Source organism: Microbacterium sp. NPDC055988 (genome assembly GCF_042269505.1).
Taxonomy (GTDB): Bacteria; Actinomycetota; Actinomycetes; order Actinomycetales; family Microbacteriaceae; genus Microbacterium.
This window is the reverse complement of record NZ_JBHJXY010000001.1, coordinates 2810243-2826020: the sequence shown is the minus strand read 5'-3', so window position 1 is coordinate 2826020 and position 15778 is coordinate 2810243. Positions and strand designations below refer to the sequence as shown.

13 protein-coding genes are annotated in these 15778 nt (G+C 68.6%); 3 read left to right on the top strand and 10 right to left on the bottom strand.

Going from position 1 to position 15778, the window contains the following annotated elements:
* Positions 1-60 precede the first annotated feature (60 nt).
* Positions 61-396 carry a hypothetical protein gene (locus tag ACFC14_RS13475; protein WP_376105347.1) on the bottom strand — a complete coding sequence of 112 codons (336 nt, stop codon included), beginning with the start codon at positions 394-396 and terminating at the stop codon, positions 61-63.
* On the bottom strand, positions 393-857 hold the full coding sequence (locus ACFC14_RS13470) for a hypothetical protein (RefSeq protein WP_376105345.1): 465 nt from the start codon (positions 855-857) through the stop codon (positions 393-395). The genes ACFC14_RS13475 and ACFC14_RS13470 overlap by 4 nt, the downstream gene beginning before the upstream one ends.
* An 85-nt stretch (positions 858-942) precedes the next feature.
* On the opposite strand from ACFC14_RS13470, the gene ACFC14_RS13465 reads away from it, so the two are divergent.
* Entirely contained in the window at positions 943-1884 is a 942-nt protein-coding gene (locus tag ACFC14_RS13465) for a hypothetical protein (protein WP_376105343.1), read from the top strand.
* 13 nt (positions 1885-1897) lie between these two features.
* On the opposite strand, the gene ACFC14_RS13460 is transcribed toward ACFC14_RS13465, so the two are convergent.
* Positions 1898-2566, bottom strand: a complete 669-nt coding sequence (locus tag ACFC14_RS13460; protein ID WP_376105340.1) for a GntR family transcriptional regulator — start codon at positions 2564-2566, stop codon at positions 1898-1900.
* Positions 2567-2639: 73 nt separating this feature from the next.
* Between ACFC14_RS13460 and ACFC14_RS13455 the strand changes: the two genes are divergently transcribed.
* Positions 2640-5474, top strand: a complete 2835-nt coding sequence (locus ACFC14_RS13455) for an FAD-binding and (Fe-S)-binding domain-containing protein (RefSeq protein ID WP_376105337.1) — start codon at positions 2640-2642, stop codon at positions 5472-5474.
* A 68-nt stretch (positions 5475-5542) separates the two neighbouring features.
* On the opposite strand, the gene ilvC is transcribed toward ACFC14_RS13455, so the two are convergent.
* The 7 genes from ilvC to ACFC14_RS13420 all read right to left on the bottom strand — a co-directional run bounded on the left by ilvC (position 5543) and on the right by ACFC14_RS13420 (position 14330).
* Complete coding sequence (ilvC, locus tag ACFC14_RS13450; RefSeq protein ID WP_376105335.1) at positions 5543-6751, bottom strand: ketol-acid reductoisomerase; 1209 nt, start codon at positions 6749-6751, stop codon at positions 5543-5545.
* The gene (gene ilvN / locus ACFC14_RS13445) at positions 6651-7160 is read right to left on the bottom strand and encodes an acetolactate synthase small subunit (RefSeq protein WP_376105332.1); all 510 of its coding nucleotides are present in this window, start codon (positions 7158-7160) and stop codon (positions 6651-6653) included. Before ilvN ends, ilvC begins: the two co-directional genes overlap by 101 nt.
* A gap of 3 nt (positions 7161-7163) precedes the next feature.
* Positions 7164-8966, bottom strand: coding sequence for an acetolactate synthase large subunit (locus tag ACFC14_RS13440; protein ID WP_376105330.1), 1803 nt, complete (start codon positions 8964-8966; stop codon positions 7164-7166).
* A 50-nt stretch (positions 8967-9016) separates the two neighbouring features.
* Positions 9017-10735 (bottom strand): dihydroxy-acid dehydratase, encoded by a 1719-nt coding sequence (gene ilvD / locus ACFC14_RS13435; protein WP_091027444.1) that lies wholly within the window; start codon positions 10733-10735, stop codon positions 9017-9019.
* A 9-nt stretch (positions 10736-10744) separates the two neighbouring features.
* Positions 10745-11542 carry a trehalose-phosphatase gene (otsB, locus tag ACFC14_RS13430; protein WP_376105326.1) on the bottom strand — a complete coding sequence of 266 codons (798 nt, stop codon included), beginning with the start codon at positions 11540-11542 and terminating at the stop codon, positions 10745-10747.
* 52 nt (positions 11543-11594) lie between these two features.
* Entirely contained in the window at positions 11595-13001 is a 1407-nt protein-coding gene (locus ACFC14_RS13425; protein WP_376105323.1) for a trehalose-6-phosphate synthase, read from the bottom strand.
* Between the two features lie 66 nt (positions 13002-13067).
* Positions 13068-14330 carry an MFS transporter gene (locus ACFC14_RS13420; protein WP_376105320.1) on the bottom strand — a complete coding sequence of 421 codons (1263 nt, stop codon included), beginning with the start codon at positions 14328-14330 and terminating at the stop codon, positions 13068-13070.
* 235 nt (positions 14331-14565) lie between these two features.
* Here ACFC14_RS13420 and ACFC14_RS13415 point away from each other — a divergent pair, with 235 nt between their 5' ends.
* A complete protein-coding gene (locus ACFC14_RS13415; RefSeq protein ID WP_376105318.1) occupies positions 14566-15771 on the top strand; it encodes a PLP-dependent aminotransferase family protein in 1206 nt (401 codons plus the stop codon).
* Positions 15772-15778 lie beyond the last annotated feature (7 nt).

The following is a 15778-nucleotide window of genomic DNA, read 5'->3' as shown; positions in this document are numbered from 1 at the left end:
CGATCGCGTCAACTCTACCCGAGCGCTCGAGGCCCTCCGTGCCGTGTGACCGTGAGCGACTCAGGCGCTCGGCATCGTCAGGCTGAGCGCGATGAGGCTCATCCAGAAGACCGCGACGACGCCGAGACCCGCGAGGAACACCAGCGCGAGCTCTCCGACATTGCGCCGTCGACCGATCACGAAGGCGAAGGCGAAGACGATGGCGGGAAAGGCGACGCCGAACAGGAGTGTCGCCCATCCCCCTCCGGTCAATCCGGTCTGCGCCATCGTGATCAGGTGCGCGACGGCGTTCCACACCGCGTAGGCGTAGAACAGCCCGGCCAGACCGATGACGAGTCCGACGAGCCAGCGAGGCGAACCCGCCGAGACCTGCTGAGGAGCGGAAGACGCACTCACGATCCGATCACCCCCACGGTGACGAAGGGCCAGGGAACGAGGAGGACCACGCCCGCGAGCAGCACGGCGACGCGGATCCACGCGGCCCTCCCCCGGGTCAGGACCCAGGTCGCGAGGAACCACAGCGCCGGCGCGGCGATCGCCAGCACGAACCACGGCAGGAACATCGCGTCATCGACGAGGAACGAGGCCAGCGGCTTGAGACGTAGCCCGCCGACGATCCAGCCGATCGTGTACAGGAGATAGACGCCGCCGACGATCCCGAGAATCAGGAGCATCGGCGTGCTCAGGCCGGCGGGCTCGTCAGGCGCAGCGGCGGCGTCGGTGCCGTCTTCCTCGACCGTCCCCACGTCTTCACTGCCCCTGCCCACGGCGTTCCAGCCGTGTGGAAGCGCGCGATCCTGCGGCGCCGCGGCGTCGTCGCCCTCCCAGCTGAGGGCGTCGTCGGAATCGGAAGTCATCTCCCCAGAGTAGGACACCCCGTCCACTATGCTCGGGGTTGCCTCGAGCCGGTATGGCGGGCATCGGAGGGAAAAGGGGAGCACCGTGGCCGACAGCGACAAGAAGAACGCCGACGTCGAGCAGCCCGCGGCGAGCGGCACGAACACCGAGCCGCCCGCCGGATGGGTCCCCACTCCTGAGAGCAGGGCGAAGGCGACCCGTTTCCGCTGGATCGCAGCCGTGCTGTGGGCCATCGCGATCATCGGCGAGGCCGTCGGCATCTTCTGGCTGCTGCGTCAGCGGGAGTTCGTCGGTGAGGACGGGAAGCTCGTCCGCGACCCCGATACCGGCCTGTTGGAAGAGCAGGGCGTCACCGCGACGTTCCCGCAATGGGCCTTCATCGCCCTCCTCGTGCTGCTGGTCGTGATCGCCGCACTCTCGATCACCGGATCGGTGCTCTGGAAGAAGGCGAATCGTCTCGACCCCGCGAGGAAGTCCGACAAGGCACGTTTCTTCGTGCAGAACCAGCTCGGTGCGATCATCGCGATCGTCGCCTTCCTCCCGCTCGTCATCCTGATCTTCCTCAACAAGGACATGGACAAGGGCCAGAAGACGACGGCCGGCATCGTCGGAGTGGCCCTCGCGGCTCTCGCCGTCGTCCTCGGCGTGGACTTCGCTCCGCCGTCGGTCGAGCAGTACACGGCCGACCAGTCCGCCGTGATCCAGCTGCTCGGCAAGGACGAGGTCGTCTGGGTCGAGGGTGGCAAGGTCTATCACGTCTGCGACGAGGTCTCGGCGATCCAGACCGGCAGCGAGATCATCACCGGCACGACGGCCGAGGCCGTGGAAGCGGGCAAGAACCGGCTGACGCTGCAGTTCGCCTCGGAGCTGCGTGCGTGCGACCTTCCTGTTCCGGAGAACGACGAGGAGATCACCGAGGCGCTGCGGGCGATCCAGGCGGGGCAGGTCGACACCGTCCTGCCCGCACCGGAGTGGGCGGATTCCGCCGAAGCACCCATCGTGGTCGAGGAGGCCCCGGCCGAGTGACGGCCGGCACTCTCTAGTCGGCGTCGAGTGCTTCGACGAGCCTCTCCTCGGCTGACGAGAGATGTGCGTCGAGAAGGGCGGCCGCACGCTCGCCCTCCCCGGACTCGACCGCGTCGAGGATATCGGTGTGCTGAGCAGCGATCACCGCGGCGTCGAGCAGGCGACGGCCCTGCACCTGCGCCATGCACAGTCGCACCTCGTCGAGGACGCTGCGGTACATCCGACCGGTCCGCTCGCTCTGGAGCGCGTCGATGAGTGCGGTGTGGAAGCGCAGATCGGGATCGACGGTCGCCGGGTCGGGGCCGCCCGGCAGCGCGAGGATCTCAGCGTTGGCGTCGCGGGCGGCATCGGGAACCGTCCCGGTCGCAGCGAGCTCCCGCAGCGCCGCACTCTCCATCCTCACCCTCGTGCGATAGACGTCGCGCACGGTATCGGCATCGATCCCGACGACGCGCGCACTTCGATGAGCGGTGCGAACCAGGAGTCCGGTCGCGACGAGCTGTTCGATCGCCGCTTTCGCGCTCGGCCTGGCCACACCGAACGTCTGCGAGACGGCCGCTTCCGTGAGCGGCGCACCGGAGCGGATCTCCCCGCTGAGGATGCGTCCGCGCAGCTGAGAGGTGACGGCGTCGACCACGCCGACGATGCCGAGCGGCGCGTCCAAGGTCGTGGTCGTGGTCATCCGGTCAGTCTAACGAAACGCTCCAGCGTCGGTACACTTGTCAGACAATCTTTCGACGGAGCAGAGGAGCACCGTGCCGACCACGATCGCCGAACCGCTGGACCCCGCGCTGCTGGGCCCCACGACCGAGGTGCACTCCCGGTCCATCGACCGGTTCGCCCGCGCACACGACGCCTCCCACTACCTGCTGATCCCGGATGCGGTGCTCTCCCCCGCGGATGCCGAGGGCGTCGCCCGCGCATTCGGCGCGGTGCGGGCCGCGGGACGCACGATGACCTTCCGTTCCGGCGGGACGAGCCTCTCGGGGCAGAGCGTCAGCGGCGACATCCTCGTCGACACACGCAGCCACTTCCGCGACATCCGCGTGGAGGACGACGGCGCATTCGTCCGCGTCGGTCCCGGAGCAACGGTCCGCCAGGTCAACACCCGTCTGACACGCCACCGCCGCAAACTCGGCCCCGACCCGGCGAGTGAGATCGCCTGCACGATCGGCGGGGTCGTGGCCAACAACTCCAGCGGCATGGCCTGCGGCATCACCGAGAACTCGTACCAGACCATCGAATCGATGACGATCGTGCTCCCGAGCGGAACGATCCTCGACACCGGACGCTCCGACGCGAACGAGCTGCTGCGCGCCGCGGAACCGGCGATCGCCGACGGGCTCCTGAGCCTGCGCGCACGGCTCCTCGCCTCGCCGGAGCACGTCGCCTTCCTCCGGCAGCAGTTCTCGATGAAGAACACCATGGGCTACGGCCTCAACGCCCTGCTCGACTTCGACGATCCGGTGCGCATCCTCGAGCACCTCATCATCGGCTCCGAGGGCACTCTCGCGTTCGTCGCCGAGGCACGGTTCCGCACGATCGAGGTGCGTCCGGCGATCGCGACCGGGCTGTTGGTCTTCGAGACCCTGTCCGCGGCCATGACCGCGCTCCCCGATCTGACACGTCTCGGCCTCGCGACGATCGAGCTGATGGATGCGGCATCGCTCCGCGTCGCACAGGGGCTGAGCGATGTTCCGGCGGCCATCGCGGAGATCGACGTGCAGGGGCATGCGGCCCTCCTCGTCGAAGTCCACGCGTCCGATGCCGCGTCCCTCACGGAGGCGAGTGCCGCCGCCCAGGTGCATTTCGAGGAGCTGCCGCTGGCCGTGGCGCCCCGTCTCACGACGGATGCGGGCGAACGTGCCGCGCTGTGGCACGTGCGCAAGGGCCTCTACACCGCTGTGGCCGGAGCCCGCCCCTCCGGCACGACGGCTCTTCTCGAAGACATCGTCGTCCCTGTCCCCCGTCTGCTCGCGACCTGCGAGCGTCTGATCGAGCTGTTCGCCGCGCATGGCTACGAGGGCTCGGTCATCTTCGGGCATGCGAAGGACGGCAACGTCCACTTCCTTCTCAACGAGCGCTTCGACGACGCCGACAGCGTCGCCCGCTACCGTCGGTTCACGGACGACCTGGTCGACCTGGTGCTGTCCCAGCAGGGGTCACTGAAGGCCGAGCACGGAACCGGTCGCATCATGGCACCGTTCGTCCGCCGCCAGTACGGCGACGAGCTGACGGACATGATGTGGGAGATCAAGCGGCTGCTCGACGCCGACGGCATCCTCAATCCGGGCGTCGTGCTCTCGGACGACCCCGACTCGTACCTGCACGACCTCAAGCGGGTCCCCACGGTCGAGAACGAGGTCGACCGCTGCGTCGAGTGCGGATACTGCGAGCCGACGTGCCCGAGCAAGAGCATCACGCTCACCCCGCGCCAGCGCATCGTGATCCGCCGCGACATGGCCTGGGCCGAAGAGCAGGGCGATACCGAGCTGCTGCGCGACCTGCAGAAGGACTACGACTACGACGGCGTGCAGACCTGCGCCGTCGACGGCATGTGCGGCGTGGCGTGCCCGGTGGACATCAACACCGGTGACCTGGTGCGGCGACTGCGGGCGGAGCAGTCGAACGCGCTCGAGGGCGCCCTGTGGGGAACCGCCGCGAAACACTGGAGCACGGTCACCCGTGCCGGTGGCGTCGCCCTCACGGTCGCCGACGCGCTCCCGGCGCCGCTGGTCCGCGGTGTGACCCAGGTGGGACGGGCGGTGCTGGGCGCCGACACACTTCCTCTCTACGACGGTGGACTCCCCCGCGGCGGGTCGAAGCCTCCGCGGCCCGAATCCCCGAGCGACGCACGGGCCGTGTTCTTCGGCGCGTGCATCGGCACGATGTTCGGCGCGGAGGCCGAAGGTCAGGGATCGAGGGACGCGCTGCGCGAGCTGCTGGACCGCGCCGGAATCCCTGTGGTGATCCCGGAGGAGAATGGCGGCCTCTGCTGCGGCACGCCCTGGAAGTCGAAGGGCCACCTGGACGGCTACCGCCTCATGTCAGACCGGGTGCTGGATTCCCTCTGGGAGGCCAGCCGGCAGGGAGAGCTTCCCGTGGTGTGCGACGCGGCTTCGTGCACCGAGGGGCTCGATGTGATGCTCGCGCAGTCCGTGTCTAACAACCCGAAGTACGCGGGGCTCCGGATCGAGGATGCCACGACCTACGTCGCCCGTGAGGTGCTGCCGCGGCTGACCGTGTCTGCGAAGCTCCCGACGATTGCCGTACACCCGACGTGCTCGACGACCGCCCTCGGCGCGACCGGAGCTCTGACCGCGATCGCGGACGCCGTCGCGGACGACGTGTTCATCCCCGAGGGCTGGGGATGCTGCGCCTTCGCCGGCGACCGCGGGATGCTGCATCCGGAACTCACCGCCAGTGCGACGGCGCAGGAATCGGCCGAGATCGCGGCGGCCGAGGGCGAGCGCGGCGGCTTCGATGCGTTCGTCTCGGCGAACCGGACGTGCGAGATCGGCATGACCAGGGCCACCGGTCGCCCGTACCGTCACGTGATCGAGATCCTAGCGGAACTCACCCGACCCTGACCCGCCGGGATAGCAACGAAAGAACGGGCGCCCCCGAGGGGACGCCCGTTCTTTCGTCTGGTCTCAAGTCAGCGCGCGGCGCTGCCGTCGACGTAGTCCTCGTCCTGCTGCTTCCAGGCGAAGAGCGAACGCAGCTCCTTGCCGGTGACCTCGATCGGGTGCTGCTCCTCCTTGGCACGCAGCGCGAGGAATTCCTCCGCGCCGTTGTCCTGGTCGTCGATGAAGCGCTTCGCGAAGGCGCCCGACTGGATGTCTGCCAGCACGCCCTGCATGCTCTCCTTGACGCGCTCGTCGATGACGCGCGGGCCCGAGACGTAGTCGCCGAACTCGGCGGTGTCGGAGATCGACCAGCGCTGCTTGGCGATGCCGCCCTCCCACATCAGGTCGACGATGAGCTTGAGCTCGTGCAGCACCTCGAAGTACGCGATCTGCGGCTGGTAGCCCGCCTCGGTCAGCGTCTCGAAGCCGGCCTGCACCAGGTGGCTCACGCCACCGCAGAGCACGGCCTGCTCGCCGAACAGGTCGGTCTCGGTCTCTTCCGTGAAGGTCGTCTTGATGACGCCGGCGCGGGTGCCGCCGATGGCCTTCGCGTACGAGAGGGCGAGGTCCCAGGCGTGACCCGATGCGTCGCGCTCGACAGCGATGATGTCCGGGATGCCACGGCCGGCGACGAACTCACGGCGAACGGTGTGGCCCGGCGCCTTCGGGGCGACCAGGATCACGTCGACACCCTCGGGTGCGTCGATGTAGCCGAAGCGGATGTTGAAGCCGTGCGCGAAGGCGAGGGTCTTGCCGGCCGTGAGGTTCGGCGCGATGGACTCGCTGTAGATGATGCGCTGGTGCTGGTCCGGCGCGAGGATCATGATCACGTCGGCCCACTCGGTGGCCTCGGCGACGGTCTTCACGGGGAAGCCGGCCTCTTCGGCCTTCTCGGCGGACTTGGAGCCCTCCTTCAGCGCGATGGCGACCTCGACGCCCGAGTCGCGCAGGTTCTGCGCGTGGGCGTGGCCCTGCGAGCCGTAGCCGACGATCGCGACCTTCTTGCCCTGGATCAGGGACAGGTCTGCGTCGGCGTCGTAGAAGATCTCGGTGCTCACGGTGTGTTTCTCCTTGTTCTTTGCGTTTCGTCTGGCTTCGCGTGCTCGATGAGCGGCGAAAAGTGGGTACTCGGGTCGGTCAGCCGCGCAGGACGCGCTCGGTGATGCTCTTGCCGCCGCGCCCGATGGCGAGGAGACCCGACTGCGCGATCTCCTTGATGCCGAAGGGCTCCAGTGCACGGAGCATCGCGTCGACCTTGCCCTTGTCGCCGGTCACCTCGATCACGAGCGCGTCCGAGGCGTAGTCCACCACGGATGCGCGGAAGAGGTTCACCACCTCGATCACGTTCGAGCGCGTGGTGTTGTCGGTGCGGACCTTCACGAGCATGTGCTCGCGCTGGACCGAGGTCGAGAAGTCGAGCTCGACGATCTTGATCACGTTGATCAGCTTGTTGAGCTGCTTCGTGACCTGCTCGAGCGGCAGCTCGTCGACGTCGACGACGACCGTGATCCGGGAGATCCCCGGCACCTCGGTCACGCCGACGGCGAGGGAGTCGATGTTGAAGCCGCGACGGGCGAACAGCCCTGCGACGCGGGTGAGGAGGCCGGGGGTGTTCTCCACCAGCAGGCTCAGCACGTGGGTCGACATGGATCAGTCCTCCTCGTCGAAGGCGGGCGCGTGCTCGCGGGCGTACTGGACATAGCTGTTGCTGACTCCCTGCGGGACCATCGGCCACACCATGGAGTCGGCGCTGACGACGAAGTCGATGACCACGGGGCGGTCGTTCGTCTCGAGCGCGAGCTGAATGGCGGCATCCACCTCTTCCTCCTTCTCCACGCGGATCGCCAGGCACCCGTAGGCCTCGGCGAGCTTCACGAAGTCGGGGATGCGAACAGTGCCGTGCCCGGTGTTGAGGTCGGTGTTCGAGTGGCGGCCGTCGTAGAACAGCGTCTGCCACTGGCGCACCATGCCCAGCGAGGAGTTGTTGATGATCGCGACCTTGATCGGGATGTTGTTGATCGCGCAGGTCGCGAGCTCCTGATTGGTCATCTGGAAGCATCCGTCGCCGTCGATCGCCCAGACGTGACGCTCGGGCTCTGCGACCTTCGCGCCCATCGCCGCGGGCACCGAGTAGCCCATGGTGCCGGCACCGCCGGAGTTCAGCCAGGCGTTGGGGCGCTCGTACTTGATGAACTGCGCCGCCCACATCTGGTGCTGGCCGACGCCGGAGGCGTAGATGCCCTCGGGGCCCGTGAGCTCGCCGATGCGCTGGATCACGTACTGCGGGGCGAGGAGCCCGTCGGTCGTCGGCGCGTAGCCGAGCGGGAACTCGGTGCGGAGGCCATCGAGGTACGACCACCACTCCTCGATGTCGGGCTTCGCGCTTGCCGTCGCGCCGCGGAACGCGGCATCCAGGTCGGTCAGCACGTCGCGGACGTCGCCCACGATCGGCACATCCGCGGTGCGGATCTTCGAGATCTCCGCGGGGTCGATGTCGACGTGCACCACCTTGGCGTTCGGGGCGAAGAGCGCCGCCTTGCCTGTCACGCGGTCGTCGAACCGCGCGCCGAGGGAGACGAGGAGGTCGGCCTCCTGGAGCGCCAGCACGGCGGGAACGGTGCCGTGCATGCCGGGCATCCCGAGGTGCTGCGGGTGGGAGTCGGGGAACGCGCCGCGAGCCATCAGCGTGGTGACCACGGGCGCACCAGTGGACTCCGCGAGTTCGAGGAGCTCCGCCGACGCCTTGCCGCGGATCACGCCGCCACCGACGTACAGCACCGGCTTCTTGGCCTCCGCGAGCAGGGTCGCTGCGGCCTGGATCTGCTTGCCGTGCGCCTTGGTCACCGGTCGGTAGCCGGGGAGATCGATCTTGGGCGGCCACACGAACGGCGCCGTCGCCTGCTGCGCATCCTTCGTGATGTCGACCAGCACGGGACCGGGACGACCGGTGCCGGCGATCTCGTAGGCCGCGGCGATCGCGCCCGGGATGTCGGCAGCGTCCTTCACCAGGAACGAGTGCTTGGTGATCGGCATCGTGATGCCCACGATGTCGGCTTCCTGGAACGCATCGGTTCCCATCAGCGTCGAGAACACCTGGCCGGTGATGGCCAGCATCGGCACCGAGTCCATGTAGGCGTCGGCGATCGCGGTGACGAGGTTCGTGGCACCGGGGCCGGAGGTCGCGATGCACACGCCCACCTTGCCCGAAGCCGAGGCGTAGCCCTCGGCCGCGTGCCCGGCTCCCTGCTCGTGCCGCACCAGGATGTGCCGCAGGTCCTCGGCATCCATCAGCGGGTCGTACACCGGGAGGATCGCGCCTCCGGGAAGACCGAAGACATCGGTGACACCGAGCAGCTCGAGCGAGCGGACGACGGCCTCGGCGCCGGTGATCTCCGGAGCAGAGGATTGACGGGCGGGCGGCCTCGGCACAGCCGGGGCGGAGTCAGCAGTCATGACTTTCCTTCTGATGATCTGTGGAGGACACCGGACGCCGGGCGGCCGGGTCAGCCGGTGGTCGCTCCCTCGGCGGCGGACCGCACGAGGCGCGAGTACTTGGCAAGAACGCCTCGGGTGTAGCGCGGGGGAAGCGGCTCCCAGCCGGAACGGCGGGAGGCGAGCTCTGCGTCATCGACGAGTAGATCGAGAGAGCGAGCTGCGATATCGACCCGTATCAGATCACCATCGCGCACGAAGGCGATAGGACCTGCGTCCACCGCTTCGGGTGCTATGTGGCCGATGCACAGGCCGGTTGTGCCGCCTGAGAATCGTCCGTCAGTCAAGAGTAGTACATCTTTTCCGAGCCCCGCGCCCTTGATGGCCGCCGTGATGGCGAGCATCTCGCGCATCCCCGGTCCGCCCTTGGGGCCTTCGTAGCGGATGACGATGACGGTACCGGGCTCGATCTCGCCCTCGGCGACGGCGTCCATGGCGGCGCGCTCGCGCTCGAATACCCGGGCGGGCCCCTCGAACACCGCGGCATCGAAGCCGGCCGTCTTCACGACGGCACCCTCGGGAGCGAGCGAGCCGTGCAGGATCGTGAGTCCGCCCGTCGCGTGGATGGGGTTGTCGAACGTGTGGATGACCTCGCCGTCGATCGGCTGCGGGTCGAGGTCGGCGAGGTTCTCGGCGAGCGTCTTGCCCGTGACGGTGAGTGCATCACCGTGCAGGAGACCCTCGTCGAGCATCGCCTTCATGATCACGGGGATGCCGCCGTGACGGTCGACGTCGTTCATGACGTACTTGCCGAACGGCTTCATGTCGGCGACGTGGGGAACCTTGTCGCCGATGCGGTTGAAATCGTGCAGGCTCAGCTCGACGTCGGCCTCGCGGGCGATCGCCAGCAGGTGGAGCACGACGTTGGTGGAGCCGCCGAGTGCCATCGCCAGCGCGATCGCATTCTCGAACGCCTCCTTGGTGAGGATGTCGCGCGTCGTGATCCCCTGACGAAGCAGGTTCACGACGGCCTCGCCCGAACGGTGCGCGAAGTAGTCGCGGCGACGGTCCGCAGCGGGCGGCGCGGCCGACCCCGGGAGGCTGAGGCCGAGCGCCTCGGCGACGGATGCCATCGTGTTGGCGGTGTACATACCGCCACAGGCACCCTCACCCGGGGCGATCGCGCACTCGATGCGCTTGAGGTCCTCTTCGCTCATGAGACCGGCACGGCACGCGCCGACCGCCTCGAACGAGTCGATGATCGTGACGTCCTTCTCGGTGCCGTCGGAGAGCTTGACCCAACCCGGCGCGATCGAGCCGGCGTACAGGAACACGCTCGAGAGGTCGAGGCGGGCGCTCGCCATGAGCATGCCCGGGATCGACTTGTCGCAGCCGGCGAGCAGGACGGAGCCGTCGAGGCGCTCGGCCATCATCACGGTCTCGACGGAGTCGGCGATGACCTCACGCGACACCAGCGAGAAGTGCATCCCCTCGTGGCCCATGGAGATGCCGTCCGACACGGAGATCGTTCCGAACTGCAGCGGGTAGCCGCCGCCCGAGTGCACGCCCTCCTTGGCGCCCTGCGCGAGCCGGTCGAGGCTCAGGTTGCAGGGCGTGATCTCGTTCCAGCTGGACGCGATGCCGATCTGCGGTTTGTCCCAGTCGGCGTCCCCCATCCCGACGGCACGGAGCATGCCTCGGGAGGTCGTGGCCTCGATGCCGTCGGTGACGACGCGGCTGCGGGGCTTGATGTCGATGGGCGCGCTATTGGAGGGATCATGCGAGGACATGACGGAAGTCTATTGCTGCCCGGAGGTACGTTCGTCCGCCAGCGCCTCCAGAAGCGCGGCGATCTGTTGTGGAGTGTCCACACGAAGCGCCGCGGCGCTCTCGCCCGGACCGACACGCACTCCGAGGTCACCGGGCCCGAGCACGCGCATCGCGTCCTCGTCCGTGACATCGTCGCCGGCGAACAAGATTCCGGTGGCGTCGAAGCGCTCCCGGAGCGCGGCCATCGCCGCATCCTTACCCTCCGCGCGCGAGGAGAACTCCAGCACGCGGTGTCCGGCTCGACGGCGCCAGTGCGGGAATCGCTCGGCGACGAGAGCGTCGATCTCGGCGAAGACGCGCTCCTCGGTCGCAGGGTCCGCGCGGCGGGTGTGCACACCCATGCCGAAGGTCTTCGGTTCGAACTCGGCACCCTCATAGCGCTCGATGATCGGCTTCGCGGCCGCCCACAGCTCTTCACGCGAGCCGTCCTCGGTGACGTCGCCCGCGATCTCGGGGTCTCCCTCCCCGGGGAACCAGTACTGCGCGCCGTGCGAGCCCGCCAGCGCGATCGCGGAGTCGTCGGTGTGTTCGGTGATCACACGCAGGTCGTGCATGCTGCGTCCGGAGACGTAGGCCACGACGGTGTCGGGAAGCGACGCGAGGCGCTCCACCTGGAGGGCGACCTCGGGAAGTGCGCGCGCAGCCATCGGGTCGGGCACCAGCGGTGAGGCGGTGCCGTCGAAGTCGAGTGCCACGACCAGGCGAGGCGTCGCCGCCAGGGCACTCAGATCGTCGTCGGCGGTTCCGGGGATCCAGGGGCGCGTCACGGGTTCTCCAATCGCAGGGGGTTCGTTCCCAGTATCGCGGCCCCGCGGATGCTCAGCGTCCGCGCACCTCGGACAGGGCGGCGAGGAACGAGGAGGACCAGGCGTTCACGTCGTTGTCCAGCACGCGACGACGCAGCGACCTCATGCGCCGCCCCTGCTCGGCGGGGGGCATCTCCACCGCCGTCATGATCGCGTCCTTGAGCCCTTCGATGTCGTGCGGGTTGACCCGCACCGCCTGCCGCAGCTCGTCCGCCGCACCGGTGAACTCGCTGAGCACGAGGACGCCGCGATCGTCGACGCGCGTGGCGACGTACTCTTTGGCGACGAGGTTCATTCCGTCGCGCAGAGCCGTGACCAACATCACGTCGGCGGCCAGGTAGAGCGCGACCATCTCCTCGCGCGGATAGCCCTGGTGCAGGTATCGGATGGCGGAGTGGCCCATCGTGTCGGTGTCACCGTTGATGCGGCTGACCGCGAGCTCGATCTCGTCACGCAGGTGCACGTAGGCGTCGACGCGCTCCCGGCTGGGGCTCGCGACCTGGACGAGAGTGACGTCTTCGACGTTGAGCCGTCCCTCCGCGAGCAGCTCCCCGTAGGCCTTGATGCGGTGGCGGATGCCCTTGGTGTAGTCGAGCCGGTCGACGCCGAGCAGGATGCGCTTGGGGTTTCCGAGGCTCGCGCGGATCTCGGCGGCGCGCGCACGGACGTCCTCGCGCGCTGCGAGCTCGATGTACGGCGTCGTGTCGATCGAGATCGGGAACGCCCGTGCCAGCGCGGTGCGCGACCCCTCGCCCTCCGGGACCGAGACGTGGGGCCCCTTGACCTCGTAGCGAAGCCTGCGGCGCACTGCCGTCAGGAAGTAAGTGGCGTCCTGAGCCCGCTGGAAGCCGATGACATCGGCACCGAGCAGCCCGCGCAGCACCTGATCGCGCCATGGCAGCTGGGCGTAGAGGCCGTGAGCCGGGAACGGGATGTGATGGAAGTAGCCGATCGTCACGTCCGGCCGCAGTTCGCGCAGCATCTGCGGGACGAGCTGCAGCTGGTAGTCGTGCACCCAGACGGTGCCTTCTTTCGCCACGGCGGCAGCCGCGGCCTCGGCGAACCGGCGGTTGACCCGGACGTACGCATCCCACCACTCGCGGTGGTACTGCGGCGGCGCGATCACGTCGTGGTACAGCGGCCAGATCGTGTCGTTCGCGAAGCCCTCGTAGTACTCCGCGACCTCCTGCGCGCTCAGCGCGACGGGAACCAATTCGATGCCACCGGCTTCGAACGGCGCCAGCTCGACATCCGCCTGCCCCGCCCAGCCCACCCACGCACCGTGCACGTTGCGCATCATAGGCTCGAGAGCGGCCACGAGCCCACCGGGAGACGTGCGCCAGACTTCCTCGCCGTCAGGGCCCTCCACCCGGTCGACCGGGAGGCGATTGGCGACGACGACGAAATCTGCGGCGGTCAAAGAGGACTCCTCACATCAGCGATGGAATCAAACCTACCCAGGATCGCGGAATACCGTTGCCGGAGGTCAGGCCGTCACCGACGAACGGGGGCGCCTCTCACTGCTGAGAGCCCAGTTCGCCACGCCTGCTCCGAAGGCGATGAACGCCGCGATCATCGGCAGCAGGAGTGCGGCGGACGTTCCGACGTTCTCGGCGATCTCGCCGGCCACGGCGGCGCCGATCGACTGCCCGACCACCACGCCGGAGCCCAGCATCGTCATGACCGTCGCTGAGCGACCGCGCGGGCTTCGGGCGGCTCCGAAGCTGTACTGGGTGACCAGGGTGGGGCCGATGCCGATTCCCATGATCGCCAGCGCCAGCATCATGGTGCCCGGGGAGTCGACGAAGCCGAGCAAGAGCGTTCCGGCGAGCAGGATGCCGGCGAAGACGAGCCAGCGTGCGCGCATCGAGAACGACGGAGGAAGCCACGCGACACCCAACGCGAGCACCGCCGACCCGACACCCATCACTCCGTAGAGCAGACCGGCCTGCTCGGGCGCACCGCGGTCCGCCATGAACGATGTCAGCGACGTGAGCATCGTCCCGAAGAAGATTCCCACGCCGAGGATGCCGAGGACGACGATGAGCAGCTGTGGCCGGAACAGTTCCGAGACCGCGGACGGCGCCCGCCCATCGGCGTCGCGATCCTGCGAGACGTGACGTCCGCTGGGGTGCAACGCGAAAGCACCGACGAAGACGACGGTGAGCACGGCAGCGCCCACCAGCGGAGCCCAGGGTGCGAACGCGGACGCCAGGATGCCGACCAGGAAGGGACCGAAGACGAACACGGTCTCATCGGCCGCGGACTCGTACGCCATCGTCCCGGACACCGTCTTGGCGCGACGCGCCTCCGGCATCCGATCGGCGATGATCGTGACCAGACGCGAACGTGAGAGGGGAGCGACCTGCGGTGCCGTGGCGCCGATGCCGACCGCCGCCAGCAGCACGAAGCCGTCTGCGGCATCCCCGTAGACCACGAAGGTGAAGAGCAGGAGCATCGCGCCGTTGGCCAGCGCGAGCACGACCAGGACCACCCGCTGGCCGAACCGGTCGGCGCCAGCACCGAGAAGGGGACCGAAGCACGCCGTCCCGAGGCCGACGGCCGCCGACGTGAGCCCGCCCAGCGAGAGCGAGCCACGCGCCGAGACGACGACCGTCAGGACGCCGACGACCATCATGGCGAACGGAAGCCGCGCGATGAAGGCGATGAGGAAGTAGGGAAGTCCGGCGAGACGCAGAAGGCTCGGGCTCGGCTCGATGATCTGTGGGGGTGCTGATTCGCGTGTCATGGCTCTCGCGCGTCGAAGACGCGATGTCGGGTGCCGCCGCTGTCCGCCGGGATGCCGACGGCCGGTAGATACACGGTTATTGCGGCCGCGGCGAGCCGCGACGAGCCCAGGATAGCGGATGCGCCCGGGAACCGGCCGGGAGGGGACCACGACGAGCAACGTTCGAGACGGGTCTATTCTGGGCGACACCGCCGCACTGCAGTCCCGCACCTCACTCCTCCGAGGAAGTCCTCCGTTGACCACCGCCCCGCATGCCGCTGCCACCGCACTCTCCCTGCCTCCGCGTTCGCAACGCGCGGGCACCGCGAAGACCTCCCCGGTGCGCGACCTTCTTGCGCTGACCGCGCGCCCAGAGGTCATCTCGTTCGCGGGTGGCCTTCCCGCACCCGAGCTCTTCGACGTCGCCGGCATCCGGGCGGCGTTCGACGCGGTCCTCGACTCCCCCGGTGTGCTGCAGTACTCGACATCCGAGGGCGACGCTCGACTCCGTGAGGAAGTCGCCCGGCGGTACTCGGAGGACGGGTTGCCCACAGCGGCATCCGACCTCATCATCACGACCGGTTCGCAGCAGGGGCTCGGCCTGATCTCGACGACGCTCCTCGATCCCGGCGACACGATCCTGGTCGAGGAGCCGTGCTACCTCGCGGCGCTGCAGACCTTCGCGCTGGCCGGAGCGCGTGTCATCGGCGTTCCCTACGACGGGGACGAGCTGGATCTCGAAGCGCTCGACCGGCTGGCCGCCGAACACCGCCCGAAGTTCCTCTACACGGTGCCCACTTTCCAGAACCCCACCGGCCGCACCCACGGGCTCGAGGCACGCTACGGCATCGCCGCGGTCGCACAACGACGGGGATTCCGCATCATCGAGGACGAGCCCTACCGCCAGCTGCGGTACTCCGGCGAGCCCCTCCCCTCTTTGGCTGCGCTGGCACCGGAGCACGTCATCAGTCTCGGCAGCTTCTCGAAGGTGATCGCGCCCGGGCTGCGCATCGGATGGATCCGCACGACGGTGGATATCCGCCCCGCCGTCACGATCGCGAAGCAGGCCGCCGACCTCCACACCTCCACCATCGACCAGGCCGCGGCCGCCCACTACCTCCTCTCGGGTCGCGGCGAGCCCGCGCTCGAGCGCATCCGCGACGCCTATGCTGCCCGTCGCGACGCGATGCTCGAAGCCCTGCCCGCCGCGCTGCCGAGCGGCAGCAGCTGGAATCGCCCCGACGGCGGAATGTTCGTCTGGGCTCGGCTGCCTGAGCGGGTGGATGCCGCCGAGTCGCTCGCACCCGCTCTTGCCAACGATGTCGCGTACGTCCCCGGAGTCTCGTTCTACTCCGGGACGCCCGATCGGCGGACGCTCCGCCTGTCATTCACGACATACCCCCCTGACAGGATCAGGGAGGGGTTGTCAAGGCTCGGGACGAGCTGGGGCGCGGGAAGGTAGCGTGGGG